The 26,485-nt window shown below is 69.5% G+C and carries 26 protein-coding genes and 2 tRNA genes; 10 read left to right on the forward strand and 18 right to left on the reverse strand.

Annotation, left to right across the window (positions count from 1 at the left end):
- Window positions 1–49: 49 nt before the first annotated feature.
- From ftsE to AB0H12_RS31430, 3 genes are all read right to left on the reverse strand, one after another.
- On the reverse strand, window positions 50–739 hold the full coding sequence (gene ftsE, locus AB0H12_RS31420) for a cell division ATP-binding protein FtsE (RefSeq protein WP_230572826.1): 690 nt from the start codon (window positions 737–739) through the stop codon (window positions 50–52).
- A 67-nt stretch (window positions 740–806) separates the two neighbouring features.
- Window positions 807–1,907 carry a peptide chain release factor 2 gene (gene prfB, locus AB0H12_RS31425; protein WP_499627876.1) on the reverse strand — a complete coding sequence of 367 codons (1,101 nt, stop codon included), beginning with the start codon at window positions 1,905–1,907 and terminating at the stop codon, window positions 807–809.
- Window positions 1,908–1,958: 51 nt separating this feature from the next.
- On the reverse strand, window positions 1,959–2,459 hold the full coding sequence (locus tag AB0H12_RS31430; protein ID WP_499627878.1) for a PadR family transcriptional regulator: 501 nt from the start codon (window positions 2,457–2,459) through the stop codon (window positions 1,959–1,961).
- Between the two features lie 379 nt (window positions 2,460–2,838).
- On the opposite strand from AB0H12_RS31430, the gene AB0H12_RS31435 reads away from it, so the two are divergent.
- Entirely contained in the window at window positions 2,839–3,036 is a 198-nt protein-coding gene (locus tag AB0H12_RS31435) for a hypothetical protein (protein ID WP_053717392.1), read from the forward strand.
- Window positions 3,037–3,087: 51 nt separating this feature from the next.
- On the opposite strand, the gene AB0H12_RS31440 is transcribed toward AB0H12_RS31435, so the two are convergent.
- The 3 genes from AB0H12_RS31440 to AB0H12_RS31450 all read right to left on the reverse strand — a co-directional run bounded on the left by AB0H12_RS31440 (window position 3,088) and on the right by AB0H12_RS31450 (window position 6,588).
- Window positions 3,088–3,164: transfer RNA gene (locus tag AB0H12_RS31440), tRNA-Met, on the reverse strand.
- Between the two features lie 274 nt (window positions 3,165–3,438).
- Window positions 3,439–3,512: transfer RNA gene (locus AB0H12_RS31445), tRNA-Met, on the reverse strand.
- A 94-nt stretch (window positions 3,513–3,606) separates the two neighbouring features.
- On the reverse strand, window positions 3,607–6,588 hold the full coding sequence (locus AB0H12_RS31450) for a UPF0182 family protein (protein WP_499627879.1): 2,982 nt from the start codon (window positions 6,586–6,588) through the stop codon (window positions 3,607–3,609).
- Window positions 6,589–6,693: 105 nt separating this feature from the next.
- Here AB0H12_RS31450 and AB0H12_RS31455 point away from each other — a divergent pair, with 105 nt between their 5' ends.
- Entirely contained in the window at window positions 6,694–7,236 is a 543-nt protein-coding gene (locus tag AB0H12_RS31455; RefSeq protein WP_499627881.1) for a PPA1309 family protein, read from the forward strand.
- 72 nt (window positions 7,237–7,308) lie between these two features.
- On the opposite strand, the gene AB0H12_RS31460 is transcribed toward AB0H12_RS31455, so the two are convergent.
- On the reverse strand, window positions 7,309–8,394 hold the full coding sequence (locus AB0H12_RS31460) for a YlbL family protein (RefSeq protein ID WP_499627883.1): 1,086 nt from the start codon (window positions 8,392–8,394) through the stop codon (window positions 7,309–7,311).
- A gap of 81 nt (window positions 8,395–8,475) precedes the next feature.
- On the opposite strand from AB0H12_RS31460, the gene AB0H12_RS31465 reads away from it, so the two are divergent.
- Complete coding sequence (locus AB0H12_RS31465; protein WP_499627885.1) at window positions 8,476–9,792, forward strand: zinc-dependent metalloprotease; 1,317 nt, start codon at window positions 8,476–8,478, stop codon at window positions 9,790–9,792.
- 57 nt (window positions 9,793–9,849) lie between these two features.
- On the opposite strand, the gene AB0H12_RS31470 is transcribed toward AB0H12_RS31465, so the two are convergent.
- Window positions 9,850–10,377 carry a M48 metallopeptidase family protein gene (locus AB0H12_RS31470; RefSeq protein WP_499627887.1) on the reverse strand — a complete coding sequence of 176 codons (528 nt, stop codon included), beginning with the start codon at window positions 10,375–10,377 and terminating at the stop codon, window positions 9,850–9,852.
- Window positions 10,378–10,580: 203 nt separating this feature from the next.
- Here AB0H12_RS31470 and AB0H12_RS31475 point away from each other — a divergent pair, with 203 nt between their 5' ends.
- The 4 genes from AB0H12_RS31475 (at window position 10,581) to AB0H12_RS31490 (ending at window position 13,911) form a co-directional block, all read left to right on the forward strand.
- Window positions 10,581–10,736: a DUF5679 domain-containing protein gene (locus tag AB0H12_RS31475; protein ID WP_015098458.1), complete on the forward strand. Its 156-nt coding sequence runs from the start codon at window positions 10,581–10,583 to the stop codon at window positions 10,734–10,736.
- Window positions 10,737–10,867: 131 nt separating this feature from the next.
- A complete protein-coding gene (locus tag AB0H12_RS31480; protein WP_499627889.1) occupies window positions 10,868–11,878 on the forward strand; it encodes a thiamine biosynthesis protein ThiF in 1,011 nt (336 codons plus the stop codon).
- 86 nt (window positions 11,879–11,964) lie between these two features.
- Window positions 11,965–13,275, forward strand: a complete 1,311-nt coding sequence (locus tag AB0H12_RS31485) for an ABC1 kinase family protein (RefSeq protein ID WP_499627891.1) — start codon at window positions 11,965–11,967, stop codon at window positions 13,273–13,275.
- Window positions 13,276–13,356: 81 nt separating this feature from the next.
- On the forward strand, window positions 13,357–13,911 hold the full coding sequence (locus AB0H12_RS31490) for a hypothetical protein (protein WP_499627893.1): 555 nt from the start codon (window positions 13,357–13,359) through the stop codon (window positions 13,909–13,911).
- Window positions 13,912–14,157: 246 nt separating this feature from the next.
- Here the strand turns inward: AB0H12_RS31490 and AB0H12_RS31495 are convergent, their stop codons facing one another.
- From AB0H12_RS31495 to AB0H12_RS31515, 5 genes are all read right to left on the reverse strand, one after another.
- Window positions 14,158–14,340, reverse strand: a complete 183-nt coding sequence (locus AB0H12_RS31495; RefSeq protein WP_499627895.1) for a hypothetical protein — start codon at window positions 14,338–14,340, stop codon at window positions 14,158–14,160.
- On the reverse strand, window positions 14,337–15,254 hold the full coding sequence (locus AB0H12_RS31500) for a class I SAM-dependent methyltransferase (protein WP_499627898.1): 918 nt from the start codon (window positions 15,252–15,254) through the stop codon (window positions 14,337–14,339). The genes AB0H12_RS31495 and AB0H12_RS31500 overlap by 4 nt, the downstream gene beginning before the upstream one ends.
- Before the next feature lie 310 nt (window positions 15,255–15,564).
- Window positions 15,565–15,789 carry a hypothetical protein gene (locus AB0H12_RS31505; protein ID WP_499627900.1) on the reverse strand — a complete coding sequence of 75 codons (225 nt, stop codon included), beginning with the start codon at window positions 15,787–15,789 and terminating at the stop codon, window positions 15,565–15,567.
- Window positions 15,786–16,184, reverse strand: a complete 399-nt coding sequence (locus AB0H12_RS31510; RefSeq protein ID WP_053717402.1) for a WhiB family transcriptional regulator — start codon at window positions 16,182–16,184, stop codon at window positions 15,786–15,788. The genes AB0H12_RS31505 and AB0H12_RS31510 overlap by 4 nt, the downstream gene beginning before the upstream one ends.
- Before the next feature lie 729 nt (window positions 16,185–16,913).
- Window positions 16,914–18,968 carry an ATP-dependent DNA helicase UvrD2 gene (locus tag AB0H12_RS31515; protein ID WP_499627901.1) on the reverse strand — a complete coding sequence of 685 codons (2,055 nt, stop codon included), beginning with the start codon at window positions 18,966–18,968 and terminating at the stop codon, window positions 16,914–16,916.
- A gap of 72 nt (window positions 18,969–19,040) precedes the next feature.
- Between AB0H12_RS31515 and AB0H12_RS31520 the strand changes: the two genes are divergently transcribed.
- Complete coding sequence (locus tag AB0H12_RS31520; RefSeq protein ID WP_230572840.1) at window positions 19,041–19,781, forward strand: DUF4191 domain-containing protein; 741 nt, start codon at window positions 19,041–19,043, stop codon at window positions 19,779–19,781.
- Between the two features lie 149 nt (window positions 19,782–19,930).
- On the opposite strand, the gene AB0H12_RS31525 is transcribed toward AB0H12_RS31520, so the two are convergent.
- On the reverse strand, window positions 19,931–20,404 hold the full coding sequence (locus tag AB0H12_RS31525) for an RDD family protein (protein ID WP_499627903.1): 474 nt from the start codon (window positions 20,402–20,404) through the stop codon (window positions 19,931–19,933).
- Between the two features lie 194 nt (window positions 20,405–20,598).
- Here AB0H12_RS31525 and glnA point away from each other — a divergent pair, with 194 nt between their 5' ends.
- Window positions 20,599–22,023 (forward strand): type I glutamate--ammonia ligase, encoded by a 1,425-nt coding sequence (glnA, locus tag AB0H12_RS31530; protein WP_053717408.1) that lies wholly within the window; start codon window positions 20,599–20,601, stop codon window positions 22,021–22,023.
- Window positions 22,024–22,446: 423 nt separating this feature from the next.
- Here glnA and AB0H12_RS31535 read toward each other — a convergent pair whose 3' ends face one another.
- The 3 genes from AB0H12_RS31535 to AB0H12_RS31545 form a co-directional block, all read right to left on the reverse strand.
- Window positions 22,447–23,898 (reverse strand): pentapeptide repeat-containing protein, encoded by a 1,452-nt coding sequence (locus tag AB0H12_RS31535; RefSeq protein WP_499627906.1) that lies wholly within the window; start codon window positions 23,896–23,898, stop codon window positions 22,447–22,449.
- A 185-nt stretch (window positions 23,899–24,083) separates the two neighbouring features.
- Window positions 24,084–24,473 carry a YkvA family protein gene (locus tag AB0H12_RS31540; protein ID WP_499627908.1) on the reverse strand — a complete coding sequence of 130 codons (390 nt, stop codon included), beginning with the start codon at window positions 24,471–24,473 and terminating at the stop codon, window positions 24,084–24,086.
- A complete protein-coding gene (locus AB0H12_RS31545; protein ID WP_499627910.1) occupies window positions 24,474–25,103 on the reverse strand; it encodes a hypothetical protein in 630 nt (209 codons plus the stop codon).
- Window positions 25,104–25,292: 189 nt separating this feature from the next.
- Between AB0H12_RS31545 and AB0H12_RS31550 the strand changes: the two genes are divergently transcribed.
- Window positions 25,293–25,508, forward strand: coding sequence for a hypothetical protein (locus AB0H12_RS31550; protein WP_053717413.1), 216 nt, complete (start codon window positions 25,293–25,295; stop codon window positions 25,506–25,508).
- 45 nt (window positions 25,509–25,553) lie between these two features.
- Here AB0H12_RS31550 and AB0H12_RS31555 read toward each other — a convergent pair whose 3' ends face one another.
- Window positions 25,554–26,483 (reverse strand): NADP-dependent oxidoreductase, encoded by a 930-nt coding sequence (locus AB0H12_RS31555; protein WP_499627912.1) that lies wholly within the window; start codon window positions 26,481–26,483, stop codon window positions 25,554–25,556.
- Window positions 26,484–26,485 lie beyond the last annotated feature (2 nt).

The raw sequence follows: 26,485 nt of genomic DNA on the forward strand, positions 1-26,485 counted from the left end.
GGGAACGTTCCTCAGAGTCGGGGGATGAGGGGGTCCGGCGTCCTCGGGCTCAGCGGCCCACGCCGTAAACACCCCGTGCGTCGTCGCGGATGATGCGGCCGTTGTCCAGCTCGACCACCCGGCGGCGCATGGAGTCGACGATGGAGTGGTCGTGGGTGGCCATCAGCACCGTCGTGCCGGTGCGGTTGATCCGCTCCAGCAGCAACATGATGTCCTGGCTGGTGTCGGGGTCCAGGTTCCCGGTCGGCTCGTCGGCCAGCAGCACCAGCGGCCGGTTGACGAACGCGCGGGCGATAGCCACCCGCTGCTGCTCGCCGCCGGACAGCTCGTGCGGCATCCGGTCCGCCTTGCCGTCGAGGCCGACCAGCTGGAGCACCTCGGGCACCACCTTGACGATGGTGTTGCGCGGCTTGCCGATCACCTCCAACGCGAACGCGACGTTCTCCGCCACGGTCTTGTTGGTCAGCAGCCGGAAGTCCTGGAACACGCAGCCGATGGACTGGCGCAGGCGGGGGACCCTGCGCCGGGACATCTTGGCCACGTCGAAGTTCGACACGTACACGCGGCCCTTGCTGGGCACTTCCTCCCGCAGCAGGAGCCGCAGGAACGTGGACTTCCCGGAACCGGAAGGCCCGATGAGGAACACGAACTCACCCTTGTCCATCTCGACCGATACGTTGTCGAGCGCGGGACGCGCGGAGCTCTTGTAGACCTTGGACACGTGTTCGAGGCGAATCACGAGGCGCGAGTGTACTCGTGGCCTGGGTAAAGCCCTCGTCTCGCCCGCCGCACGGCGGCTTGACCGATCAGGACTGGTGCTGCTTGCGCCAGCGGATGCCCGCTTCCAGGAAGTCGTCGATCTCGCCGTCGAGCACCGCGGACGGGTTGCCGACCTCGTGCTCCGTGCGCAGGTCCTTGACCATCTGGTACGGGTGCAGCACGTAGGAGCGCATCTGGTTGCCCCAGCTCGACCCGGTGTCCTTGAGGGCGTCCATCTTCGCCTGCTCCTCCTGCCGCTGCCGTTCCAGCAGCTTGGCCTGCAGCACGGCCATCGCGGTGGCCTTGTTCTGCAGCTGGGAGCGCTCGTTCTGGCAGGAGACCACGATGCCGGTCGGGATGTGCGTCAGGCGCACCGCCGAGTCGGTCGTGTTGACGCCCTGGCCACCCGGGCCGGACGAGCGGTAGACGTCGACCCTCAGGTCCTTCTCGTCGATGTCGACGTGGTCGGTCTGCTCGACCACGGGCACCACCTCGACGCCCGCGAACGACGTCTGCCGGCGGCCCTGGTTGTCGAACGGCGAGATGCGCACGAGACGGTGCGTGCCCTGTTCGACGCTGAGCGTGCCGTAGGCGTACGGGGCCGTGACGCGGAACGTGGCGGACTTGATGCCCGCCTCCTCGGCGTAGGACGTGTCGAACACGTCGACGCCGTAGCCGTGCCGCTCGGCCCAGCGGGAGTACATCCGCAGCAGCATCTCGGCGAAGTCGGCCGCGTCGATGCCGCCCGCCTCGGCCCGGATGGTGACCAGCGCGTTGCGCTCGTCGTACTCGCCCGAGAGCAGCGTGCGGACCTCGAGGGAGGAGATCTCCTCGCGGAGCTTCGCGCGCTCGGTGTCGGCCTCGGCGAGGCTGCCCGCGTCACCCTCGTCCTCGGCCAGCTCGTACATGATCGACAGGTCGTCGAGGCGCTCGCGCAGGGTGGTGATGCGCCGCAGCTCGCCCTGCTTGTGGGACAGCTGGCTGGTGACCTTCTGCGCCTGCTCCTGGTCGTCCCAGAGGTCCGGCCGGGCCGCAGCCTGCTCCAGCTCCGCGACCTGGGCGCGCAGCGCATCGAGGTCCATCACCGCCTCGATGCTCGTGAGCGTGGCGGAGAGGTCCTTGATGTCTGCTTCGACGTCGGGATTCACGTCCCAAGATTACGCCGGCACCGGTCGCGGAGTGCGACCGGTGGGCGCGATTCAGGCCGTCGGGATGGCGTCGAGCAGCTTGAGCACGGCCTTGGCGTGCGCCAGGCCGAACTCGGCGACCGCCTTGGCGTAGGCGTCCTCCGCGGTCTTCACCGCCGTCTTGGCGGCCTCCTGCTCGGCGCCGTAGCTCGCGCGGGCGGAGTCCACGAGCCCCTGCCGCTGCTTGGCGGTCAGGGAGCCCGCGTGCACCAGCCGCAGGATCAACGGGCTGCGCAGGTGGTCCGGCCCCGGCTCGGAGAGCAGCCAGTTCTTGAACGCCTTCTTGCCCGCCGCGGTCAGCACGTACTGCTGGCTGGAGCGCGCGCCCTGCTTGCCGAGGCGCAGCAGGCCTGCGTCCGCCAACGCGGGCAGCTCGCGGTAGACCTGGCTGCGGGTGACGCTGAAGAACGCGCCGAAGCGCTCTCCGGCCTCAGCCACGAGCTGGCCACCGGTCTTGGGTCCGTCGTGCAGCAGTCCGAGCAGGGCCGCCGCCGTCGCATTCAGGTCCGACACACCACCAACGGTGCCACGCTCACCCGTCGCTGTCCACAATGGTCAGCCGTTCTGTCCACTGTGGCTGATCACGGGCTAGTCGAGTTGGGCCAAGCGGAGCAACGCAAACATCGCTGCGTAACCGCCCGCTGATCAACGCCACGCGTTCGGCCTCTTGACCCCGTCTGTCCACGCGAAGTGGAAAATCCATTGAGCCGCAAGGGAAACCGCACTTTTGCGTTCACTCGAACGGCAGCGCTGCGTCACGCGCCGCTGCCGCGCCGCCCCGGCGGCTCCATCGGGCGATAGCACAACCCGGTGATGTCCGGTTCTCGACGTGGCAAACACGTCGGGTGGTGGGACCATTACCACGGGTGTTCGTACGACTGGGAGGTCAGCTGTGGGCATCAAATGGACGACGGGGACGAAGGTAGTCCGCAACGCCCGCGCCTGGGCGTCCGGCACGATCCCGGAGCAGGCGGGCAAGGACGAGTGCATGGTGTGCGGCAAGCAGATCCGCAGGCATCGCACGGTCAGCGGCGAAGGCCGGGTGTGCTCCCTCACGTGCGCCCAGTACTGGGCCGAGAACATGACCTGAGCACGCGCAAAGCGAAAGGCCCCCGGAGTCGAACTCCGGGGGCCTTTCACGTGGTAGCGGGGACAGGATTTGAACCTGCGACCTCTGGGTTATGAGCCCAGCGAGCTACCGAGCTGCTCCACCCCGCGCTGTAAGGACAACTATACACGCCCCCGGAACCACTTCTCACCGGGGTCCCTTAACCGCATATCCCCAGCTCACCCACCTACCAACACCGCACTTCGCAACACCACTCCCGCCCCTGGCCGCACCTCCCGACCAACCGGCACAGGGAGGGGTGCAGGGGCAACGCCCCCGGTTGGGGGTGCAGGGTGCGTAACCCTCCTGCCTGGGGCCGGACCTCCGGTGCAAATGCGAAAAAGCCGTGTTCACGATTTCCGTGAACACGGCTTTCCCACTTTGTAGCGGGGACAGGATTTGAACCTGCGACCTCTGGGTTATGAGCCCAGCGAGCTACCGAGCTGCTCCACCCCGCGCTGCATTTAGAACTGTACGCCTGGGGTTAACCGGAATGCAAATCGGGTGGCCCGGAACGTGTCCCAGGCCACCCGATGGCGATATCAGTGCAGGTCAGCCGGTCGGTGTCGTCGTCGGCGTCGTCGTCGACGGCTGCGTCGTCGTCGCCCCCGCCGCCGTGTTGAACCTCTTCGTCGCCTCGTCGAGCGCCTTGTAGGCGTTGCCGAGCTCGGCGAAGTCACCGCTGGACTGCGCCGCCTTCACGCGCGCCAGCGCCGCCTGGATGTCCCGCACGGCCTGCTGCAGCTCCGTGCCGCCCTGACCGTCGTTCGGCGCCGTGGGCGTCGTGGTCGGGGTGGAGGTCGGCGGCTGGCCGTTGGGGTCCGTGGGCGGCACCTGGGCCGACGAGCCGGACAGGACCTCCTCCATCGCCTCGGCCAACGTCGGCGCGTAGCCCACCTTGTCGCCGAAGCTCACCAGCACCTTGAACAACTGCGGGAACTGGGTGTTCTGACTGGCCCGTTCGATGTAGATGGGCTCCACGTAGAGCAGACCGCCGCCCACCGGCAGGGTCAGCAGGTTGCCGTAGACGACCTTCGTCTGCCGTTGCGCGAGCAGGTTCAGCTCACCGCTGACCTCGCCGTTGGTGAGGAAGGTGGTCTGGATCTGCTGGGGGCCCTTGACCTCGTTGTTCAGCGTCAGGACGCTCATCTTGCCGTAGTTGTCCGGGTCGGACCTGACCGTCACGTAGGACGCCATGAACTCCCGGTTCAACCGCACCAACGCGCTGGTCAGCTGGAAGCTCACCTTGTTCGCGTCGCCGGTCGGGTCGCCCGCCAGCACGTAGAACGGCGGCTGCCGGTCCCGCTGCTGCTGCACGCCCTGCTGCTGCGCCTCGACGGTGGTGGCGTTGTCGATGGTCGGGTCGGACGGCACGTCCCAGAACGAGACGCCGGAGTAGAAGTCGCGCGGGTTGTCCACGTGGTACTCCGACAGCATCTCCCGCTGGACCTTGAACAGGTCCTCGGGGTAGCGCAGGTGCTCCTTCAGCGACTGCGACATCTCGCTGTTGGCCTTCACCGTGCCCGGGAAGACACCCATCCACGCCTTCAGCACCGGGTCCTGCGTGTCCATCTCGTACAGCGTCACCGTGCCGTCGTAGGCGTCCACAGTGGCCTTGACCGAGTTGCGGATGTAGCTGATCTCCCGGTTCGGCTGCTGCGCGACGCCCGGCAGCGAGTCGTTCGTGGCGTCGCCCAGCGCCGTGCGGCGCGCGTACGGGTAGTTGTCGAGCGTGGTGTAGCCGTCGACGATCCACGTGATGCGGCCGTCGACCACCGCCGGGTACGGGTCGCCGTCCACGGTCAGCCACGGCGCCACGGCCTCCACGCGGTCGCGCGGGTGGCGGTTGAAGATGATCCGGGAGTCGTCGCCGATGGCCGAGTTGAACAGGATGTTCCGCTCGCCGTAGGCGGCGGCGAAGACCATCTTGTTGAACAGGCCGCCGATGCGGACGCCGCCCTTGCCGGTGTAGGTGTAGGACGAGCCGTCGGTGTCGTACTCGCCGGGAGCGCCCTCGCCCCGGCCGCCGACGATGGCGTAGTCGGCCGGGCTGCCCAGTTCACCGAAGTAGGTGCGCGGCTGCTCCACGCCGAACGGGCCGGGCTGGACCTTGCCGTCCTGGTCGACCTGCGCCACCTCGAACACCGGGTAGCCGCCGTCACCGTCGTCGTCCGCGGTCGAGTTCACCTTGCTGGCCTCGGCGAACACCATGCCGTTGCCGTGGGTGTAGATGAGGTGCTGGTTGATCCAGTCGCGCTGGCCCTGCGGGATGCCCGCGGTGTTCAGCTCGCGGACCGCGACGATGTAGTCCTGGAGCTGCTGGTCCTTTGTGTACCGGTCCACGTCCAGCTTCTCCGGGAACGCGTAGAACGGCCGCAGCTGCTGGAACTGGGTGAACGTCTTGGAGATGACGGCCGGGTCGAGCAGCCGGACGTTGCCCACCGTCGCCTGGTCGTTCTTCAGCTCGTCCAGCGAGACGTTCTGCTTGCCCGCGTACGGCTTGCTCTCCACCTTGTCCGGGGTCAACCCGAAGGCTTGCCGAGTGGCTTCGATGTTGCGGCCGATGGGTTCGGCTTCCTTCTCGATGGCGTTCGGCCGCACCGAGAACTGCTCGAGCACGGCGGGCCACGCGGCGCCGACCAGGATCGACGACAGCACCAGCAGCACGGTCGCGATCGCCGGCAGCTGGAGGTTGCGCAACACCGCGCCCGCGAAGAACGCGATGGCGCAGAAGACCGCGATGAACAGCAGGATCAGCTTGGCGGGCAGCACCGCGTTGAGGTCGGTGTAGCTCGCGCCGTCGAACTTGTCGTTGCGGTCGGAGAACAGCAGCGTGTACCGGTCGAAGAAGTACGCGACCGCCTTGAGCAGGATGAACACGCCCGCCACGATGGCCAGGTGGGTCCGCGCGGGTCCGGAGAGCTGACCGCCGCGGCCCGCCAGCCGGATGCCGCCGAACAGGTAGTGCGCCACCACCGCGGCCACGAACGCGACCGCCGTGGCGATGAACAGCCACGACAGCACCCAGGTGTAGAACGGCAGCTGGAACGCGTAGAAGCCGATGTCGTGGCCGAACTCGGGATCGTTCACGCCGAACGAGGTGGCGTTGAGGAACAGCTGGAGCTCTTGCCAGTTGCCCTGGGCCGAGGTGCCGGCGATGACGCCGACCAGCACCGGCAGGCCGATGGCGAACAGCTTCATCCGCCTGCTGACGACGGCGCGGTAGCGGGCCACCGGGTCGTCGGGCCCGGACACCGGCACGAAGACCGGCCGGGAGCGGTAGGCGAGGATGAGGTTGATCGCGACGAGACCGCCGACCAGCAGGCCCACGGCGAAGAACAACCCGAACCGGGTCGCCAGCACCGTGCCGTAGACGCTGCGGAAGCCGACCTCGCCGAACCAGAGCCAGTTGACGTAGGTGCCGAGCAGCCTTGAGCCGGTGATCAGACCGACCAGGACCACCGCACCGACGATGAGCAGAATCCGGCTGCGACGGGACAGCCTGGGCAGTCCGACCGGGGGCCGTGTGGCCACGGGGCACGCTCCTGGATCGCGGTAGTGGCGTTCGTACGTTCTGTCCAACTCTACGGAGGCCGCCCGGGGTTCCCCGTTCGGTCTTGTCTTTACCCAGATGCGACCATGGCGCACGTGTCAGCCAGTGAAACGCCACCCGTGGTGCTGCCCGAGGTCGCCCGCGAGGTCGAGGAGTTCGTGTCCACCGCCGGGTGGAACCAGCCGACCCAGCTGTTCGCGCTGGTACCGACCGTCGAGCTGCTGGAGCGGCAACCGGAGCTGGCGGGCCAGCTCGACCCCGCCGCCTCGCCGTTGACGCCGATCGCGCAGGACTCGCTGCCGGACGACGAGCTGGACCGGGCGCTGGCGGGCATCGTCTGGCCCGACGTCGTGCACGGGTGCGCGTTGGCGCAGGAGATCGTCGTGCTGCCGCCGGACGCCGAGGCCCAGCTGACCGAGCAGGAGCTGGACGACGAGCAGGCGCGCAAGTTCGCCGCCGAACACCCCCAGCGCCGGGAGGCGCGGCTGGTGGCGGCCGTGCTGCGGGACGGCTCGGCGGCGTGCGTGCTGCGGCTGCGGGGCAACGTGGAGGTGCCCGAGGAGGTCGTGGCGCACCCCGAACTGGCTCCGAACCTGACCCGCGCCCTGTTGGAAACCCTCCGGCAGTGACAGTGACACGGCCGCTGCTCCGCAGACGGCGGCTCGGTAGCAGGATGCGGAGCAGCGGCAATCGAACACCGCCTAACAACCTGGCGCGTCGCCGCCCTTGCTCAGCGATTCGAGCGACTGCACGGCGTCGTCCAGCTTCTCGACCTTGACCAGGCGCAGACCCTCGGGGGCGTGCTGCTTCGCCTCGTCGCAGTTGCCCGCGGGCACGAGGAACACGGTGGCGCCGCCTTCGCGGGCGGCGACCATCTTGAACCCGATGCCGCCGATGCGGCCGACCTCGCCCTTGTCGTTGATCTCGCCGGTGCCCGCGACGGACTGCCCGCCGTTCAGCTCGCCCGGGGTGAGCTTGTCGACGATCGACAGCGCGAACAGCAGGCCCGCGGACGGCCCGCCGACGTCGGACAGGCTGATCTTGATCTCGAACGGCACGTCCGCGCGGTCCAGCGGCAGCACGCCGAGGAAACCGGTCTCGCGACCGTCCGCGCGGCCGAGGGTGACGGTGGCGGTCTTGCGCTCGGACCCGCGTTCGAAGGTCAGCGCGATCCGGTCACCCGGCTTGGTGCTCTCCAGCGCCGCGCGCACGTCGTCGGCGGTGGAGACCTGCTTGCCGTTGACCTCCAGCAGCCGGTCGTTCGGCTCGAGCACGGTGGCGGCCGCGGTGTCGTTGGTGATCTCGGCGGCGACGACCTTCATCGGGTAGTCCAGGTAGCTCAACGCGGCCACCTCGGCGCTGCTCTGCGAGTCCTGGAACGCCTTCACGTTCTGGTCGCGGACCTGCTGCTCGGACTCGCCGGGCCGGAAGAACTCCTCGCGCGGCGCCAGCGCGTACCGGCCGCTGATCCACAGGCCGAGCGCGCCGAACAGCGACACGTCGTCGGTGAGCGACACCGTGGTCATGGTGAGGTTGCCGCCGGTCGGGAAGGTCTCCTGACCTTCGACCGACACCACGTCGCCGCCGTTGACCTGGCCCAACGTGTCGTAGGTCGGTCCGGGGCCGAGGGCGACGTACGGCACGCGGGCGAACCCGCCGAGCAGGCCGAGCGCCAGCACGACCGTGAGGCTGACCACGAGGGTCCACGTCCGCCGGGTCAGGCCGCGCCGCGGCGCGTGCGGTGGGGGTGGTGCCTGGTCCACGACGGTGTCGGTGCCTTCGGTCACGCCAGACAGGGTACGACCACGGCGTCACGCCCCTGGCGAACCGGTCCCACGCGGGGCTGCCGTGCCGCGTACCGTGGACCCATGAGTGACCTGCCCTTCGGGTTCAGCCCGCAGGACCCCGACGACCGCAACCGCAAACCCGGGGACCAAGGGGAGAACCCCTTCGACTTCAACCAGCTCGGCGCGATGCTGAGCCAGCTCGGTGCGATGTTCAGCAACGCGGGCACGTCGTCCGGGCCGGTCAACTACGACCTCGCGAAGCAGATCGCGCTCCAGCAGCTCGCCGGCAAGGGCGGCACCGGCTTCGGCCCGGACCAGAGCGGCGCGGTGGCCGACGCCGTGCACCTGGCGGAGATGTGGCTCGACCCGGTGACGTCGCTGCCCGCGGGCGCGCGCACGTCCCAGAGCTGGAGCGCGCGCGACTGGGTGGAGCGCACGTTGCCGACGTGGCAGCGGCTGTGCGACCCGGTGGCACGGCGCGTGTCCGGCGCATGGGTCGACGCGATGCCGGCCGAGGCGAAGGAAGCCGCCGGACCGCTGCTGTCGATGCTCGGCCAGATGGGCGGCATGGCGTTCGGCTCGCAGCTCGGCGGCGCGCTGGCGCAGCTCGGCGCGGAGGTGCTGACGTCGACCGACGTGGGGCTGCCGCTCGGGCCGGAGGGCACGGCGGCGTTGCTGCCGGACAACATCGAGAAGTTCACCGAGGGCCTGGAGCGGCCGACCAGCGAGGTGCTGGTGTTCCTGGCCGCGCGCGAGGCGGCGCACCAGCGGCTGTTCAGCCACGTGCCGTGGCTGCGGCAGCGGCTGCTGGACACCGTGGAGGAGTTCGCCCGCGGCATCACCGTCGACACCTCGGCGCTGGAGCAGCTGGCCGGCCAGATCGACCCGGCGAACCCGGCGAGCATCGAAGAGGCGATGAAGTCGGGGATGCTCGAACCCCAGACCACGCCCGAGCAGAAGGCCGCGCTGACCCGCCTGGAGACGTTGCTGGCCCTGGTCGAGGGCTGGGTGGACGTGGTGGTGAACGAGGCGGTCGGCGAGCGGCTGCCCGGCGCCGAGGCGCTGCGGGAGACGCTGCGCAGGCGGCGCGCGTCCGGCGGGCCGGCGGAGCAGACGTTCGCCACGCTGGTCGGCCTGGAGCTGCGGCCACGCCGGCACCGCTCGGCGGCGGCGCTGTGGAAGCTGCTCACCGACCAGCACGGCGTCGAGCAGCGCGACAGCGTCTGGGAGCACCCCGACCTGGTGCCGACGGCCGAGGACCTGGACGACCCGATGGAGTTCGCCGAGCGGTTCGGCCAGACGCGCAAGGCGCTGGAGGACCCGATGGCGGAGCTGGAGCGCACCCTGCGCGACGAGGACAAGGGCGAGGGCGACGAGCCGAAGAAGGACGGGGAGTAGCGCCACCCACCCCCCGCGAGGTCGCGCCCGTTCACGACCTCGCGGGATCGGCCGTGGCTAGTCCTCCTCCGTGATGCCGAGGCCCGCCGCTGCCGAGAGGCCTTCCAGGTACCCGATGGCCCGCTCGGCCTTCGGGTACCTGTGCACCAGCAGCCAGAAGTCCTTCCCGTGCCCGGGCACCTCCAGGTGCGCCAGCTCGTGCACGAGCACGTAGTCGAGCACCCACGCGGGCACGTCGCGCAGCCGTTCGCTGATCCTGATCGTGCCCTCGCTCGGCGTGCACGACGCCCACCTCGTGCGCATCGGCGGCACCCACCGCACGCTGCTCGGCTGCACGCCGTCCAGGTATCGATCCGCCAGCTCCTCGCACCGGGTGAGCAGGGCGGCGTCCGACGTGCGCGTTGGCGAGCGCCTGCGGGTCTCGCTGCGCTGCAGGCGGCTGAGCATCTCCGCCACCCAGTGCTTCTCCTCGCTCTTGCTCATGCGAGCCGGCAGCAGGACCACGACCGTGTCCCCTTCGCGGTACGCGCTCACCATGCGACGGCGCCGGGCGCTGCGCCGCACCTCCACCTGCGGTTCGGGCATGGCGTTCACGGTAAGGCCAGGGACCGACAATCCGCGGCGGCCAAGCGGCGGTCTGTGGAGGGACGGACCAGCAGGTTCCACCGAAAGGCGGCTGGACACGCTCGACGCGGCGTGCAGCGGAGGCGCGTCCCCGGAGGTAGCGTTCAGCGCAACCCCCGAGTGTGGCGCAGATCGCTCCGCACTCTCGAAGCGAGGAGGAAGCCGTGGCCGAGACCTACAACGGCTACTGCGTCAAGTGCCGTGAGAAGCGCGACTTCACGGGCGAGGTGCACGAGAGCAACAACCGCAGGATGGCCAAGGGCAAGTGCCCGGTCTGCGGAACCACGGTGACCCGAATCCTCGGCAAGGCGAAGGTCTGATCGAGGACGGGCGGCCGGGCCCCTCGCGGGCGTCCGGCCGCTCGTCAAGGCCACTCACGGCCTCTGTGGACAACCGGCAAGCCTGTGGACAGGCATTTTGCCGTACCTGCCGGCACGGGCACGCTGCCGGTGTGGATCTCCCCAACCGCCCCAGGGTCCTGCCCGGCCTGCCGCTGCTGCGCCGCCGGGCCGACGTGGTGCAGATCGGCACGGACCCGCGGCACGCGATGCTGGTCGAGGACGTGCCGGAGCCGATGGCGTCCGTCCTGCTCGGCCTCAACGGTCGACACACCCTCACCGACCTGCGGGAACGCCTCGCCGGTCACGGTCGCCAGGCAGCCGAGTTCGCCGGTGTGCTGCACGGCCTGGCTCGGGCCGGGCTGGTCGAGGACACCGTGCCCGTGCCGCACCCGCGGCTGGCCGCCGAGGTGACCGGGTGGGCGCTGCGGACCCGTCGTTGCGCCGTTGGACTGCCCGCCGACCGGGCCGCCAGATCCGTCGTGGTGCACGGCGAGGGACGGCTCGCGGTCACCGTGGCCGCGCTCCTGGGCGCCTCCGGAGTGGCACACGTTCGGGTGGTCGCGCGAGGTCGGGTCGGGCCGGAGGACACCGGATCGGGGTACGTCGAAGCGGACGTCGGCCGACCGCGTGCCGAGGCCGCCCAGGACGCCGTGCGGCGGGCGTCCGGGACCGTGCGGCCGGTCGGGCGTGCCGTGGACCTGGTGGTGCTGGCCGACGCGTTGGTGCCCGCCCCGGAGGTGCTGCACCGGCTCGTCGCGGACGGCACGCCGCACCTGGCCGTGCGGGTCCGGGAAGGGCTCGGCGTGGTCGGACCGCTGGTCGTGCCGGGTCGCAGCAGCTGCCTGAGGTGCGCGGACATGCACGCGGCCGACGAGGACCCGGCGTGGCCGATGATCGCCGCGCAGCTGGTCGACCGCGCCCAGCACGCCGACCTGGCCACCGTCACGGCCACCGCCGGGGTGGCGGTCGGGCAGGCGCTGCTGGCGCTCGACCGGTCCGAGCCGGCCGCGACCAGGCCGCCCACTTGGGACGCGACCCTGGAGGTGGACGCGTTCGCCGGGGTGGTCGAGCACCGGATCGCGCCGGTGCACCCGCGCTGCGAGTGCCGTTCCGCGACGTGATCCACCCTCAGGTAGGGCTGTGTAGGTTTTGTGGCAGGGGCGTGCACGACTGCGACCCCGTGAACGGGCGGGAGGAGGATCACCGGGTGAGCGAGATCCCGCGCAAGGCCGTGCAGCGCACCGCCAAGCTGGCCAGCCTCCCGCTCGGGGTGGCGGGCCGGGTGGTGGGCGGCTGGGGCAAGCGCCTGGCAGGCCGCAGCTCAGAGGACGTCAGCGCCGAGGTGTCGGCGAAGACCGCGGAGCAGGTGTTCGCGGTGCTCGGGCAGCTCAAGGGCGGCGCGATGAAGTTCGGCCAGGCGCTGAGCGTGTTCGAGGCGGCGGTGCCGGACGAGCTGGCCGAGCCGTACCGCGAGGCGTTGACCAAGCTGCAGACGGCCGCGCCGCCGATGCCCGCGCGCACGGTGCACCGCGTGCTGGCCGAGCAGCTCGGCGCGGGGTGGGCGAAGCGGTTCACGTCGTTCGACGACTCGCCCGCCGCGTCGGCGAGCATCGGGCAGGTGCACCGGGCGGTGTGGCACGACGGCCGCGACGTGGCGGTGAAGGTGCAGTACCCGGGCGCGGACGAGGCGTTGCAGAGCGACCTCAGCACGTTGCTGCGGTTCAGCCGGGTGTTGCAGGCGGTGATGCCCGGCGCCGAGGTCAAGCCGCTGTTGGAGGAGCTGCGGGACCGGTACCTGGAGGAGTTGGACTACCGGACCGAGGCGGACAACCAACGGGTCTTCGCGAAGGCGTTCGACGGCGACGACCGCGTGCTCGTGCCGCGGGTGGTGGCCAGCTCGCCGAAGGTGATGGTCACCGAGTGGACCGAGGGCACGCCGCTGTCGAAGATCATCCGTGAGGGTGAGCGGGACGAGCGCGACCTGGCCGGGCAGCTGCTGTCGGAGTTCCACTTCTCCGCGCCGAGCCGGTCCGGGCTGCTGCACGCCGACCCGCACCCCGGCAACTTCATGCTGGGCGCGGACGGCCGGTTGCGCGTGCTGGACTTCGGCGCGGTGGCCCGGCTGCCCGACGGGTTGCCCAAGACGTTGGGCCTGATGACCAGGCTGGCGCTGGACGGCCGGTCGGCGGACCTGGTGGAGCTGCTGCGGTCGGAGCGGTTCATCCGTCCCGGGACCGAGCTGCGCGCCGAGGACGTGCTGAACTACCTGGGGCCGTTCGTCGAGCCGCTGCGGACCGAGACGTTCCACTTCACCCGGCGGTGGCTGCAGAAGCAGGCGGAGCGCGTCGGCGACCTCCGCAGCCCCGATTCGCACACGGGAAGGTCTCTGAACCTCCCGCCGCAGTACCTGCTTATCCACAGGGTGACGCTGGGCGCGACCGGCATCCTCTGCCAGCTTGACGCGAACGTGCAGGCCAGAGCCATCGTCGCCCAGTGGCAGCCCGGCTTCGACGACTGAGTTGTCCACAGGTCTCCGACTTATCCACAGATCACGAACACCCCATGGCACGGCTTCCGGAACCACCGGAAGATCGACCCCATGGACCAAGTGATCAAGGCAGCGGACCTGCGGGCAGCCGGCGTGCCGGGCTACGTCATCGACCTCAAGTGCCGCCCCGGCGGGCCGTGGCAGCGCATCCTGCCGGGCGTGGTGCTGCTCGGCGCGAGCCCTCCGACCCGCGCCCAACGCCTGCAGGCGGCGCTGGCCTACGCCGGCCCGAAGGCAGTCGTCACCGGCGTCGACGCCCTGCACGCGCAGGGCCTGCGGGCCCTGCCTCCCCCACCCCGCGTGCACCTGCTGCAACCGGCCACGGCCCGCCGCTCGTGCGCCGACCACGTGCTGCTGGAACGCACCACCCGCCCACCGAAGGTGGTGGTGGAAGGCGGCCTCCCCGTCGCCGAACCGACGAGAGCAGTCCTGGACGCCGTCCGCCACGAACCGGACCCCTTGCGCCAGCACCACCTGCTGGCCACCGCCGTCCGCTCCGGGATGTGCACGGTCACCGGCCTGACCAGAGAACTGGACGCGGGCAGCAAACGCGGCACCGCCACCCCCAGAGCAACCCTGAGACTCCTCTCCGCCCTCCTCCGCTAAGCACCACGGACCGCCAACCTGCCCACGCCAACCCACCCTCTTCAACCCGCACGTGGGGCCGCCACAAGCCGGACCCACACGCCAACCCACTCCGCTCACACCACACGACGCACCGATATCCGCACCCGTCCGCACCACTCCGAGCACGCCGCCGGACCAAACACGCCGTCGCACCCAGCAGGCCGCCGGACCCAGCGAGGGCAGCCGGCAGCCGGCCACCGTGGGCCTCTAGCGACCACCGTCGCCCTACCCGGGACCCCAGTAGTCGGACGGCAGCTTGCCTTCGATGTCCCGGACGTGCGCCCGCGCGCAGACGTGGCACAACCACTGGTCGACGCCGCGCTCCCGCTCCCGCACCCAGGCCAGGAGCTGGGCCGGGTCCGTGACGGACGAACGCGTCCGTCCACAGCGGGCGCACGTGTCGGTCACGGCTTGCGACCCAGGTGCACGGTGTTGGCGATCAGCAGGAACACGTCGTCGCGCAGCCCGAGGAACGCGGGGTCCTGAGGGTCGAGCAGTTGCTTCACCGTGCGGCGGTCGGCGGGGTGGAGCGCGTCGCCGGCGACCTCGGTGAACCACGCCAGCTGGTTCACCGCCCAGTCGCGCACCGCCTGCTTGGGCGGTGCGGGGTGGTCGATCAGGTAGCTGAACGCGGTCACGTCCACCAGACCGGCGTCGGAGAGCACGAGGTTCCAGCCACCGTGCATGCGAACGGCGCCCGTCGTGTTCTCCCGCATCCGCACGAACCACTGGTCGCGCGCGGCGGTCAGTCGCTCTTGCAAGCCCGGCTCACCGACACCCAGGTCGAACGGGAGGAACTTGCCACTCAACCCGCCCTCGGCGAGCGCCAACCACCCACCGGGCGCGACCGCCTCGATCAACCCCACCACAGCCGCACGCTGATCAGGGAGGTGATGCACGACGTTCGAAGCCCACACCAACTGCGCGGGTCCGGCGATCTCCACCGGCCGTTCAGTGGCCAGGTCGGCGAGCACCGGCCGGACGCGCACGGTCGCCGTCGTCGTGTCGGTCTCGTAGGTGGCCGCCGACCGGGCGGCGGTGGTGGCCGCGTCCAACAGCTCGGGCACGGCGTCGACCAGCACGATCGTGCCGCCGCCGCGCGCGGACAGGGCCTCGACCAGCGCCACGCTCATCCCACCGGCACCGCACCCGACGTCCAGCACTGTCGGCTTGTCGGGCAGGGCGCGAACGAGTCTGCGCGCGACCACGCGCCGCGACTCGGCGTCCAGCTCGTCGGCCTGCCGCAGGAAGTTCAGCCGGGACGACCAGTCGATCCCGTCGTGGGTGTGGGCATGGGCATGGTTGTGAGAGTGAGCTGCCACACGTCGAACGGTACCCACGCCGAGCCGAACCCTCCCATCGACATACCCCTCGCCGCGCCGTCTCCGGCAACGATGGGCCGGGCTCGTGGTTGCCGGACGCACGCCGTGGTCGCCAGGTGCGGCTCGTAGTTGCCGGACGCGGGCCGTGGTCGCCGGACACGTGGTCGCCGGGCCTGGGTACGTGGTCACCGGCGCGCGGTCGATGAGGAGGTGGTGGTCTATCGCTCCGGACGTACTCCCCTTCCGGGCGCGGACACGGCGAGGCCCGCCCTCCCCGTCGTGGGACGGGGAGGGCGGGCCGCTCCGTGCATCAGATCGCGCGGGCCTTCACGGCAGCCCTGCGCTGGGCCCATCCGGCCAGTCGACCCCACCTGCGGGCGACGACGAGACGGTGGGCCAGCCGATGCTGTCGCGCGAATATCTCCGCGTCATGCATTCGGGATCTGGCGAGATTTTCTTCGAGCAGCATGGGGTTCCCCTTGGGATTGACCTCGATCAGCATGGATTCGTCTGCGGTGGATCGGTACGTGGTCACGCGGCGGCCTCCTGGTCGTTAGCCCCCCGGACAACGGTCGCGGCGGGTGCCGCGGGCACAACGGGTGCTGCGTCCTTGCGGGGGCGTCCACGGGGACGCTTCCGCGCGATCACGGTTCCGCGCTCGAAGATCTCGCCGCCCCAGACCCCCCAGGGCTCGTGACGAGCAAGCGCACCGGCCAGGCACTCAGCGATGACGGGGCAGGTGGCGCAGAACCTCTTCGCCTCCTCCAGCTCCGCCGGCGCGTCGGCGAACCACAGGTCGGGGTTGTTGGTACGGCAAGGAAGCTCCAAGCCGGCGTCCGGCGCGGTGTCGATCAGAGTGGCGACACCCGCCCCGGAGAGCTCCGGCTCGGTGGACAACGTCCCGTTTATGGGGACGGTCGCGGTCAACATCAGGTGGACTCCTGTCAAGGGTCTTGCATGGGGTTTGTTTGTCGTTCGAACCGCAAAACGGGTCGGGACAGCACGAAGGCCGCGGATCCGGTTACGGGTCCGCGGCCTTCGTGAGCTTCGTGGCCTGACTACAAGGTGGTCAGGTACTTCGCTCGTGCGCGGACGGCGCAACGTTCTGAGTCGGGACAACGGTCGACGCGTGCGGCGTCGGCACCTGGATCAGCTGAACTCGCTCAGCGCCCCACTTGAGGGCGTGGCGATCGCGGGCAGACTTCTCCCCCGCGACACGAGCAGCGCCGGAAGCCAAGACCACCCCGGTCATCAGGTAACCGGGCGTCTCGAAGCACGTGGGAGTGTTCACGACCGGTCACCTCCTCGGGTGGCTCGTACTCGACTGCTAGCTCTTGAATCCCCAGCGGGCGCTTCGCGCCCGGCCTGAGCAGGTTATGACTCCACGCAGGACGGGTGCAACAGGTTTTTCCAAATACCTGTCGATTGAGTGAAGATTCCGCGTTTGCCCTGCACAGAGCGCCAGCGGACGACCACCCGTACGGACCAGACCGCCCGCGGGCGAGCCGGACGCGGCCACCGGCGGCGGATCACCGCGAGATCAACGCCCCATCAACGCACGATCAACGACAGGTCAACGAGGGTCAACACGGCCTCGACCCAGCCACGACGCGAGGACAGCGGGGAGGTCGACGCGGGAAGGCGAGGTCGACGCGAAGGTCAACGGCCGCGCACGAGGGCCAGCACGTCGTCCCCGAACCGGTCGAGCTTGGCCGCGCCGATGCCCGAGATCGACACCAGCCCGGCGACGTCCTCCGGCCGCTGCTCGGCGATCGCGACCAGCGTCGCGTCGGTGAACACCACGTAAGCGGGCACCTTGAGCTCACGCGCCCGGTCCGCCCGCCACGCCCGCAGCTTGGCCAGCAGCTCCTCGTCCAGGTCGGACGGGCACGAGGCGCACCGGCTCAGCTTGATCGCCCGCGCGTCCACCAACGCCGACCCGCACACCCGGCACTGCGGCTTGGGCCGCTTCTGCAGCGGCTCCCGCTTCGCGGCCGTGCGCGACGCCGGGTGGTCCTCCGGCACGAGCCCGTAGAGGAACCTGCTGCGCCGCCGATACCGGCGCCCGCCCGCGGCCCGCGCCAACGCCCACGACATCCACAGGTGCTCACGGGCCCGCGTCACGCCCACGTACAGCAGCCGGCGCTCTTCCTCGATCGCCGCGTCGTCGCCGTCGGCGTGCTGGATCGGCAACGTGCCCTCGACCAGCCCGACCAGGAACACCGCGTCCCACTCCAGGCCCTTCGCCGCGTGCAGGGACGCCAGCGTCACGCCCTCCACCGTCGGCGGGTGCTGCGCCTCGGCCCGCAGCTCCAACTCGGCCACGAACTTGGGCAGGTCCGCCGAGTCCACCGCGGTGACCAGCTCCTCGGCCAGCTCCACCAGCGCGAGCAGTGACTCCCACTTCTCCCGCGCCGTCCCGCCGGCGGGCGGCTCGTCGGTCAGGCCGATGCCCGCCAGCACCTCGCGCACCACCTTCGGCAGCTCACCGGTCGGCTCGTGCGCCGCCGCCGACCGCAACGCCACCATCGCCTGCCGCACCTCGGCGCGCTGGAAGAACCGCTCCCCGCCACGCACCTGGTAGGGCACGCCGACCTCGGCCAACGCCTGCTCGAAGACCTCCGACTGGGCGTTGACGCGGTAGAGGACGGCGATCTCGCTGGCCGCCACACCCTCGTCCAGCAGCGCCTTCACGCGCCGAGCGACGGCCGCGGCCTCCAGCGTCTCGTCGTCGAACTCGGTGAACGTCGGCTTCGGCCCGTCCGGGCGCTGACCGATCAGCCGCAGCCGCGACCCGGAGGGGCGGTCGCGCGCCCACTTGATCACTTCGTTGGCGAGGCCAACGACCTGCGGCGTCGACCGGTAGTCGCGCTCCAGCCGCACCACGACCGCCTCGGGGAACCGGCGGGGGAAGTCCAGCAGCGGACGCGGCGAAGCGCCCGCGAACGAGTAGATGGTCTGGTTCGCGTCACCGACCACGGTCAGGTCGTCGCGCTGACCGAGCCACGCGTCGAGCACGCGCTGCTGCAACGGCGTGACGTCCTGGTACTCGTCCACCACGAAGCACCGGTACCGGTCGCGGAACTCCTCGGCGACCTCGCCGTGCTCCTCCAGCGCCGCCGCGGTGTGCAGCAGGAGGTCGTCGAAGTCGAGCAGCTGCGCCTGGTTCTTGAGCTCTTCGTAGGTCCGGTAGACCTGCGCGACCTGCTCGGCGGGCGCGGGCGTGTCACGGCTCGTGCGGCCGGCGGCGTTCGGGTAGCCGTCCGGCGCGACCAGCGACGCCTTGGCCCACTCGATCTCGCCCGCGAGGTCGCGCAGCGAGTCCGACTCGGTGGACAGGCCGACGCGGTTGGCGGCCTGGGCGACCAGTCGCAGCTTGTTGCGGTCGATCAGCTGCCACTGCTCGCCGCCGACCACGCGCGGCCAGAAGTAGCGGAGCTGGCGCAGGGCGGCGGCGTGGAACGTGCGTGCCTGCGCGCCGTGCACGCCCAGCGCCCGCAAGCGGGTCCGCATCTCGCCCGCGGCACGTGCGGTGAACGTGACGGCGAGGACTTGGCCAGCGGAGACGTGGCCGCGTTGGACCAGGTGGGCGATGCGGTGCGTGATGGTGCGGGTCTTGCCGGTGCCTGCGCCCGCGAGCACGCAGACCGGACCGCGCGGAGCTTCCACCGCGGCGCGCTGTTCCGGGTCGAGTCCGTCCAGCAGCCCGTCCATGCGCTGCATCCTCGCAGAGGTCAGCAAGTACTCCCGTCATGGGGCGCGACGGCGCGCCGTATCCTGGTGGGTATGGCTGGTAAGCAGGACAAGGCGGCTGCCAAGGCGGCCTCCAAGGAAGCGGCGAAGGCTCGGCGCGCGGCATCGAAGGCGAAGCGCAGCCAGATCTTCGAGGCGTTCAAGATGCAGCGCCGCGAGGACAAGGCGCTCGTGCCGTTGATGCTGGCGTGCCTGCTCGGCGCGACGGCCGCGGCGTTCCTGATCGGCCTCATCTGGGACATGCAGTGGGTGCTGCTGCCCATGGGCATCGCGGTGGGCGCGCTGCTCGCGGTCATCGTGTTCGGCCGCCGGGTGCAGAAGACCGTGTACGCGAAGGCGGACGGCCAGCCGGGCGCGGCGGCGTGGGCTCTGGACAACCTGCGCGGCAAGTGGCGCGTCACACAGGCCGTGGCGGGCACGACGAGCGGCGACATGGTGCACCGGGTGCTCGGCCGGCCGGGCGTGGTGCTGGTCGCCGAGGGCGCGCCGCACCGGGTCAAGAACCTGCTCGCCCAGGAGAAGAAGCGGGTGGCGCGGGTGATCGGCGAGACGCCGATCTACGACGTCGTCGTGGGCACCGAGGACGGCCAGGTGCCGCTGCGCAAGCTGCAGAGCCACCTGATGAAGCTGCCGCGCAACATCTCGACCGCCCAGGTCGACACGATCGACAACCGGCTGGCCGCGCTGGCCAGCCGCGGCGCGGCGCTGCCGAAGGGCCCGATGCCCCAAGGCGCCAAGATGCGCAACGTGCAGCGCGCCATGCGTCGCCGCTGAGACCCTCGGCAAGGTGCGTTTCCGCAGCTCAGGCCCGTTCCGGCAGTCGTCCGGGGCGGGCCTGCCGCATGACCGGCCCGATCACGCCCGACAACGGAACCCGGCAACGCGCCGGCAACGGATGCGGCACCGACCCGCCGCCGGACCCGTCAGCGGGCCCTGAGGACGACGGTGCCGGCGGCCTTGTCGTGCAGGCCCCTGCCGTCGGCGTCCCACACCACCGCCGGGATGATCGGGAAGATCAACACGGTCCGCAGCGCGGCCCGCGGCAGGCCGACGGTCTCCGTGCCGTCCACCCGCACGACCCGCAGCCCGAACAGCGCGTGACCAGGGGTGAAGCCGAAGAAGCCGACCCCGACGACGGTGATGGCGAACCAGGCCAGCAGGCTCCAGTTCTGCGGCAGGTCGGGCATGGTGAACAGGCCCGCCACGCCCCCCGAGAGGGCGAAGTCGACCAGGATGGCGATCGCGCGGCGGCCCGTGGACGCGACGGAGCCCGCACCGGACCGGGGCAGACCGAGGCGTTCACCCCGCCACCGCTGCCCGGTACCGTCTCCGGAGTCGGCGCCGGGTTCCAGCGCCGAGCGGGGTCCTGACAGCCACGAACCGGTCCACTTGCTCACCCCACCAGAGTAAGGCCGTGCTCAGCGGGTGAGGAGCGCTGGTCGGGTTGCCCGACCTGGGAGCCCCGTTAACACTGGCGAAACACGCGGGTGACGGCTGGGCAACACCACGGTCTTAGTTTCGCCACGATGGCAGGCCGCACCACGCAGCGGCGTACAACCACGCCCCCACCGCAGCAGAGGAGTCGACGAGGGTGTTCAAGAATCCCGACGAGGTCCTGAAGTACATCTCCGACGAGGGCGTGAAGTTCGTCGACGTCCGCTTCAGCGACCTGCCCGGCGTGATGCAGCACTTCACGCTCCCCGCCGCCGCGTTCGACGCCGACGCCATCGCCGAGGGCCTCGCGTTCGACGGTTCTTCGGTCCGCGGCTTCCAGTCGATCCACGAGTCGGACATGCTGCTGCTGCCCGACCTCTACACCGCGCGCCTCGACCCGTTCCGGATCGAGAAGACGCTGATCGTCAACTTCTTCGTGCACGACCCGTTCACGCGTGAGGCGTACAGCCGCGACCCGCGCAACATCGCGCGCAAGGCCGAGCAGTACATCACCGAGTCGGGCATCGCGGACACCGCGTACTTCGGCGCCGAGGCGGAGTTCTACATCTTCGACTCGATCCGCTTCGACACCACCGCGAACGCGTCCTTCCACGAGATCGACTCGATCTCCGGCGCCTGGAACACCGGCCGCGAGGAAGAGGGCGGCAACCGCGGCTACAAGGTCAAGTACAAGGGCGGCTACTTCCCCGTCTCGCCGACCGACCACTACGCGGACCTGCGCGACAAGATGGTCCTCAACATGCAGGCCCAGGGCTTCTCGGTCGAGCGCGCGCACCACGAGGTGGGCACCGCCGGTCAGTCCGAGATCAACTACAAGTTCAACACGCTGCTGCACGCCGCGGACGACCTGATGCTGTTCAAGTACATCATCAAGAACACCGCGTGGCAGGCCGGCAAGACCGTGACGTTCATGCCGAAGCCGCTGTTCGGCGACAACGGCTCGGGCATGCACACCCACCAGTCGCTGTGGAAGGACGGCCAGCCGCTGTTCCACGACGAGTCCGGCTACGCGGGCCTGTCGGACACGGCGCGGCACTACATCGGCGGCATCCTGCACCACGCGCCGTCGCTGCTGGCGTTCACCAACCCGACGGTGAACTCCTACCACCGCCTGGTGCCGGGCTACGAGGCCCCGGTGTCGCTGGTCTACTCCCAGCGCAACCGGTCGGCGTGCGTGCGCATCCCGATCACCGGCAACAACCCCAAGGCCAAGCGCATCGAGTTCCGCTGCCCCGACTCGTCGGGCAACCCGTACCTGGCGTTCTCGGCCATGGTGATGGCCGGCCTGGACGGCGTGAAGAACAAGATCGAGCCGCCGGCCCCGATCGACAAGGACCTCTACGAGCTGCCGCCCGAGGAGGCCCGCGACGTCAAGCAGGTGCCGGCGTCCCTGGACGCGGTGCTGGACAGCCTCGAGGCGGACCACGAGTTCCTCCTGGAGGGCGGCGTCTTCACGCCGGACGTCATCGACACCTGGATCTCGTTCAAGCGGGAGCAGGAGATCGACCCGCTGCGCCTGCGCCCGAACCCCTACGAGTTCGCGCTCTACTACGACGTGTGATCGGCGCGGGGCTCTGACCAGCAGTTCAACCGGTTGAAGCCCCACCCAGGCCGCCTCCAGGCCGTGTGAGCTGGAGAGGCCGCCAGATCCTCCACAGGCGGAAGGCCCGGTGACTGATTCAGTCACCGGGCCTTCCGCCTTCTCTGCTTCCACGCCGCGCTCCTCGAACACGGCATCGACCGCCGCCCGCGTCCGCATTGACTGGCAGGTATCAGGTGGACGTAGCGCCGCAAGGTGAACGCCGGATCCGCGTACCCCGGATACCAGGCGAGCGCTCTGATGCTCACTCACGCTTCTGGCGGTCACCGCTCGCAGCGTTACCGATTTCGGCTCTACAGATCCACGAAAGCTACGCCGTCCTACCGCCGGAAAAGTCGACAACAGGCAAGAAACCGAACGCGGACCAACACTGCACGGATACCGTCATTCACGACGGCGAGTGAACTCTTCCACTTCCAGCGGAACCTCCTCCGAAAAATCAGCTCCAATGAAGCTGGTGTATGTCACCCCAGGCTCGTACCCACGCTGTCGTGACCGGGCGGAGAACACCGCAGAACCGAAGCGGCCAGCCTTCGTGAATCTACAATTTTCGAAGCTCGCACTCCCCCCGAAGTGCACCGAGGAGAAAATCGCCACATCACCGAACGAAGCTTGGTCGAACATGGCAGCCGACTCAAAAGTAGCATCACTGAAGTCGACCGATTTCTCAAAATTGACCGCAGGACCATCAGGGAAGACCGGCATAAACGAAGCGGGCCCTGTGAAAAGACACGACACGAAGCTGGCCCAACCAGTGAAGCTCGCCCCTTCGAAATCCGCCCCCTCCCTGAACTCGGCACCTCTATCGAAGGGTGTCCCGAAGATTGCACGCTTCGCAAAAGTGGATACACCGAAGTCCGGTCGTTTGCTGAACACTGCCCCATCGAATGAGCAGCCGTCATCGAACCTGGCAGCCCTGAAATCCGCCCGACCCTCGAAACGACACCTGTCGAACCCGGCCTTGCCAATGAAAGCGGTGCCATTCAGCTTGACCTCGGCCACCGTGCAAGCCGACAGGTCGAAGTCGATCAAGACTGCCCCGGACAGGTCCAGCACAACGTCCGGCCAATATTTTTCGCTCGACCCACCATTGCTGGGCAACACCAAATGCTGTCGAAGTATGCGCTGCGCAGTTAGCCGAACTTCACGCTCCTGGAGAGATTCCCGACGCTCGCTCGACTCCACCGTTCCTTCACGCACGTAGACTTCACTCGTCGGGATGACGACAACCGGCTCATATGGCATACGAAGATACGCACACAGAACATCGACTACCGTTTGACGATGCTCAAAGTTGTCTTGAGCCAATCGCTCCAACGCATACAACCCACCCAGTCGAACCGGAGCCCTATCGGAACCGAGTTGTTCCACCGACTTGCTGTACAAGTCGGTAATACGACGCTGCACGGAATCGATCCGGGCATCCTCAGCCACACGATCCTGATGTGTTCTCGTCTCCGCAGCGATCCGTTCCTGCAGTTCGTAAGCTCGCGCGACATCAGCTTGATCGCGTTCCTTTTGACGTAGCCCCACCTCGGTGGCCTGCTGCCGACGCCACGCTAGGTACAGAGCGAAGACTCCACCACTTCCTACCCCGATGCTCAGACCCACGCGCAACGCGTCAAACCGTGCAGCAACCAAGTCACGTCCAGTCAGGCCACTAGTGCCTGCCCACCACAGCACAATTACTACTGCCGTAGTGAACAGTACGATGCCGACCGCAATTAGCGTAATCGTCGTGCCGGACAATGGCTTGAGCGCCGGGCGCTCCGATGAGGGCTGTGGTGCTGGCAGCGGTGGAGGCGAGGTCGTCACACTGTGATGATCGCGCGTCACGCGTAGAACGCTCCATCGCACCTGTCGAAGTGGCCGTATACCGTTCCTCGCCGGTGACATGACAGCCTCTCCTCAGCGGCGGTGAGCGGCGACGTAGTCCCAGATCGAGGGGTCGAGAAGCGACGCGGCTCGCACGGACCCGGGGGGATCGGCCCGGGTGGTGGGGCACCGCCCCGTGCCCGAAACTAGGTCCTCGTCAGCCTGCGCACCACGGCCAGACCCTCAGGCGTACCTGGCCAATGCGAAGCCACCACCTCGGGGCCCGCGGCACGGATCACCGAACGCAGCACCCAGCACACCACGATCGCGTCGTCCGCGTACCCCAGGACCGGGATGAAGTCGGGCACCAGGTCGAACGGCAACGCCAGGTACCCCAGCAGCAGCCACAGGCGCACCCGGGCGGAACGGGGAACGCGGGGGTCGCGGGCCAGGCGGGTGACCAGCCGCAGGACGTCCGGCAGCAAGCGGACGGCCTGGGACAACGCCACACCCCGCGGCCGGACCAGGAACAGGCCGAGCACCAGCACCAGCCACAGGCCGACCAGCCCGAGCAGGACACCGACGAGGACGTCCACCTACTGGGGGATCGGGATACCGGTCACGGTCACCGCGCCGCCGGTCGGCGCGAGCTGGCCGATGATCCCCGCGAACGTCAGCGAGAACGAGGTGCTGTCGGCGCCGGCGGCCCGGTCCAGTTCCAGGAACCCGTTGATGCTGGAGTTCTTCGCGATCGACACCGGCCACCGGCTGGTGGACACGGACGCGCCGTAGTCGCGCTGCGCGTCGTCGACCGCCGAGATGGACGGGACGGGCAGGTCCATCTTCGCGTTGCTGGCGTTGATCGCGGTGACGAACACCTTGAGGCGGCCACCCACGTTCTCCACCTTGGTGATCTCCACGGTGAGCAGGCCGCGCGCCTGCTTCCACGACCCCGTGAGCACCTTGGCGTCCACGCTGGGGGGCGCTTCGTCCTCCGAGGTCGTGCCCACCGCGCCGTCCAGGCTGCCGGCGGTGTCGTCCGAGGAGGCGGAGGTCGTCGTGGGGGTGGTCGGAGAAGTTTCGCGCAGGGTGACGCTCAACGCGCCGACGCCGACCGTGCCCGCGGTGACCGCCTGGATCACCCCGAGCAGGACCAGCACGCCGAGCATGACCAAGCTGATCTTCAAAGCGGCGCTGCTCTTCTTGCGGTGGGTCTCGTCGTCCATGACGTCCTTCGTCCGGGCGCACGCGTGCGAACGTGAATCTCCCCCAGGAGTGTCGCTAGTCTCGACATAAGGAACACCAATAGTCAATGCGAGACGGCCCTGGATCGACGGTGCGTAGCCCCCGATCAACACGCCGTCGACACCAGGGCTGCTCCCACCCCGATCGGGGAGGGCGGTTAAGGTCGCGCCGTGTCTGATGACGTCGCAACCCCCGCCCAGGTGCTGTCCACCAACATCTTCGACTCCGCCGCCGAGGCGATCGAGGCGATCGGCGCCGCCGACGTGCTCGGTCTCGGTGTCCGGGTGTCGAACCGCCTCGTCCAGGACGAGGAGTCCGACGACACGCTCGTCGAGGAGTGGATCGTCGAACTGCTCACCACGGTCCCGACCGTCGACGAGGAGTAGTCAGCCGGAGGGCCCCCGCCCTCGACGGGGGCCCTCCACCACAAGTCACACGGTCAGCACGATCTTGCCGCGCACGTGCTTGCCTTCCAGCAGCCGGTGCGCCTCGGCGGCCTGCGCCAGCGGGAACGTCTGCTGCACCTCCACCTTCAACGCGCCCGAGCCCGCCTGCCCGGCCAGCCACTCCAGGTCCTCCCGCACGGGTTTGGCGTAGGAGTACCGGCCGCCGAGCTCCAGCACGTTGGTATCCACAATGGACACGATCCGGGCCGGGTCGCGCACCAGCGCGGGCGAGTCGTTGAGCGCCGCGCCGCCGACGCAGTCGAACGCCACGTCGACCAGCCCGTCGCCGCCGACGAGCTCGGCCACGTTGTCCACGAGCGCGTCTCCGTAGGCCACCGGCTCCGCGCCCAGCGACCGCAGGAACCCGTGGTTGCGCGGCGACGCCGTGCCGATCACCCTCGCCGCGCCGAGGATCCGCGCCACCTGCACGGCCAGGTGCCCCACACCGCCCGCGGCGGCGTGCACGAGCACCGTGTCACCGGACGACACCCCGACCTTGCGCAACGACTGCAACGCCGTCAGCCCGGTGAGCGAGAGCGCGCCCGCCTCCACGAACGACAGCGACGCCGGTTTGTGCGCCAGCCCTCGCTCGGTGGCGGCGATCAGCTCCGCGTACGTCCCGTTCTGCACGTGGTCCTTGCGCTGGTAGCCGAACACCTCGTCGCCGACGGCGAACCCGTCCACGGCGGGCCCCACGGCGCGCACCACCCCGGCCACGTCCCAGCCCGGCACCAGGGGGAAGTGGCACGGCATCGAACTCGCCACGTACCCCATGCGCACCAGCCGGTCGACCGGGTTCACCCCGGCGGCACGCACCTCGACCAGCACCTGGTCCAGCGCGATCGGCGGGTCGGGCAGCTCCCGCATCACGAGGACTTCGGCATCTCCGAATTCGGTCTGCGCGATCGCTTTCACGG

The organism is Actinosynnema sp. NPDC023794 (assembly GCF_040639675.1).
Taxonomy (GTDB): Bacteria; Actinomycetota; Actinomycetes; order Mycobacteriales; family Pseudonocardiaceae; genus Actinosynnema; species Actinosynnema luteola.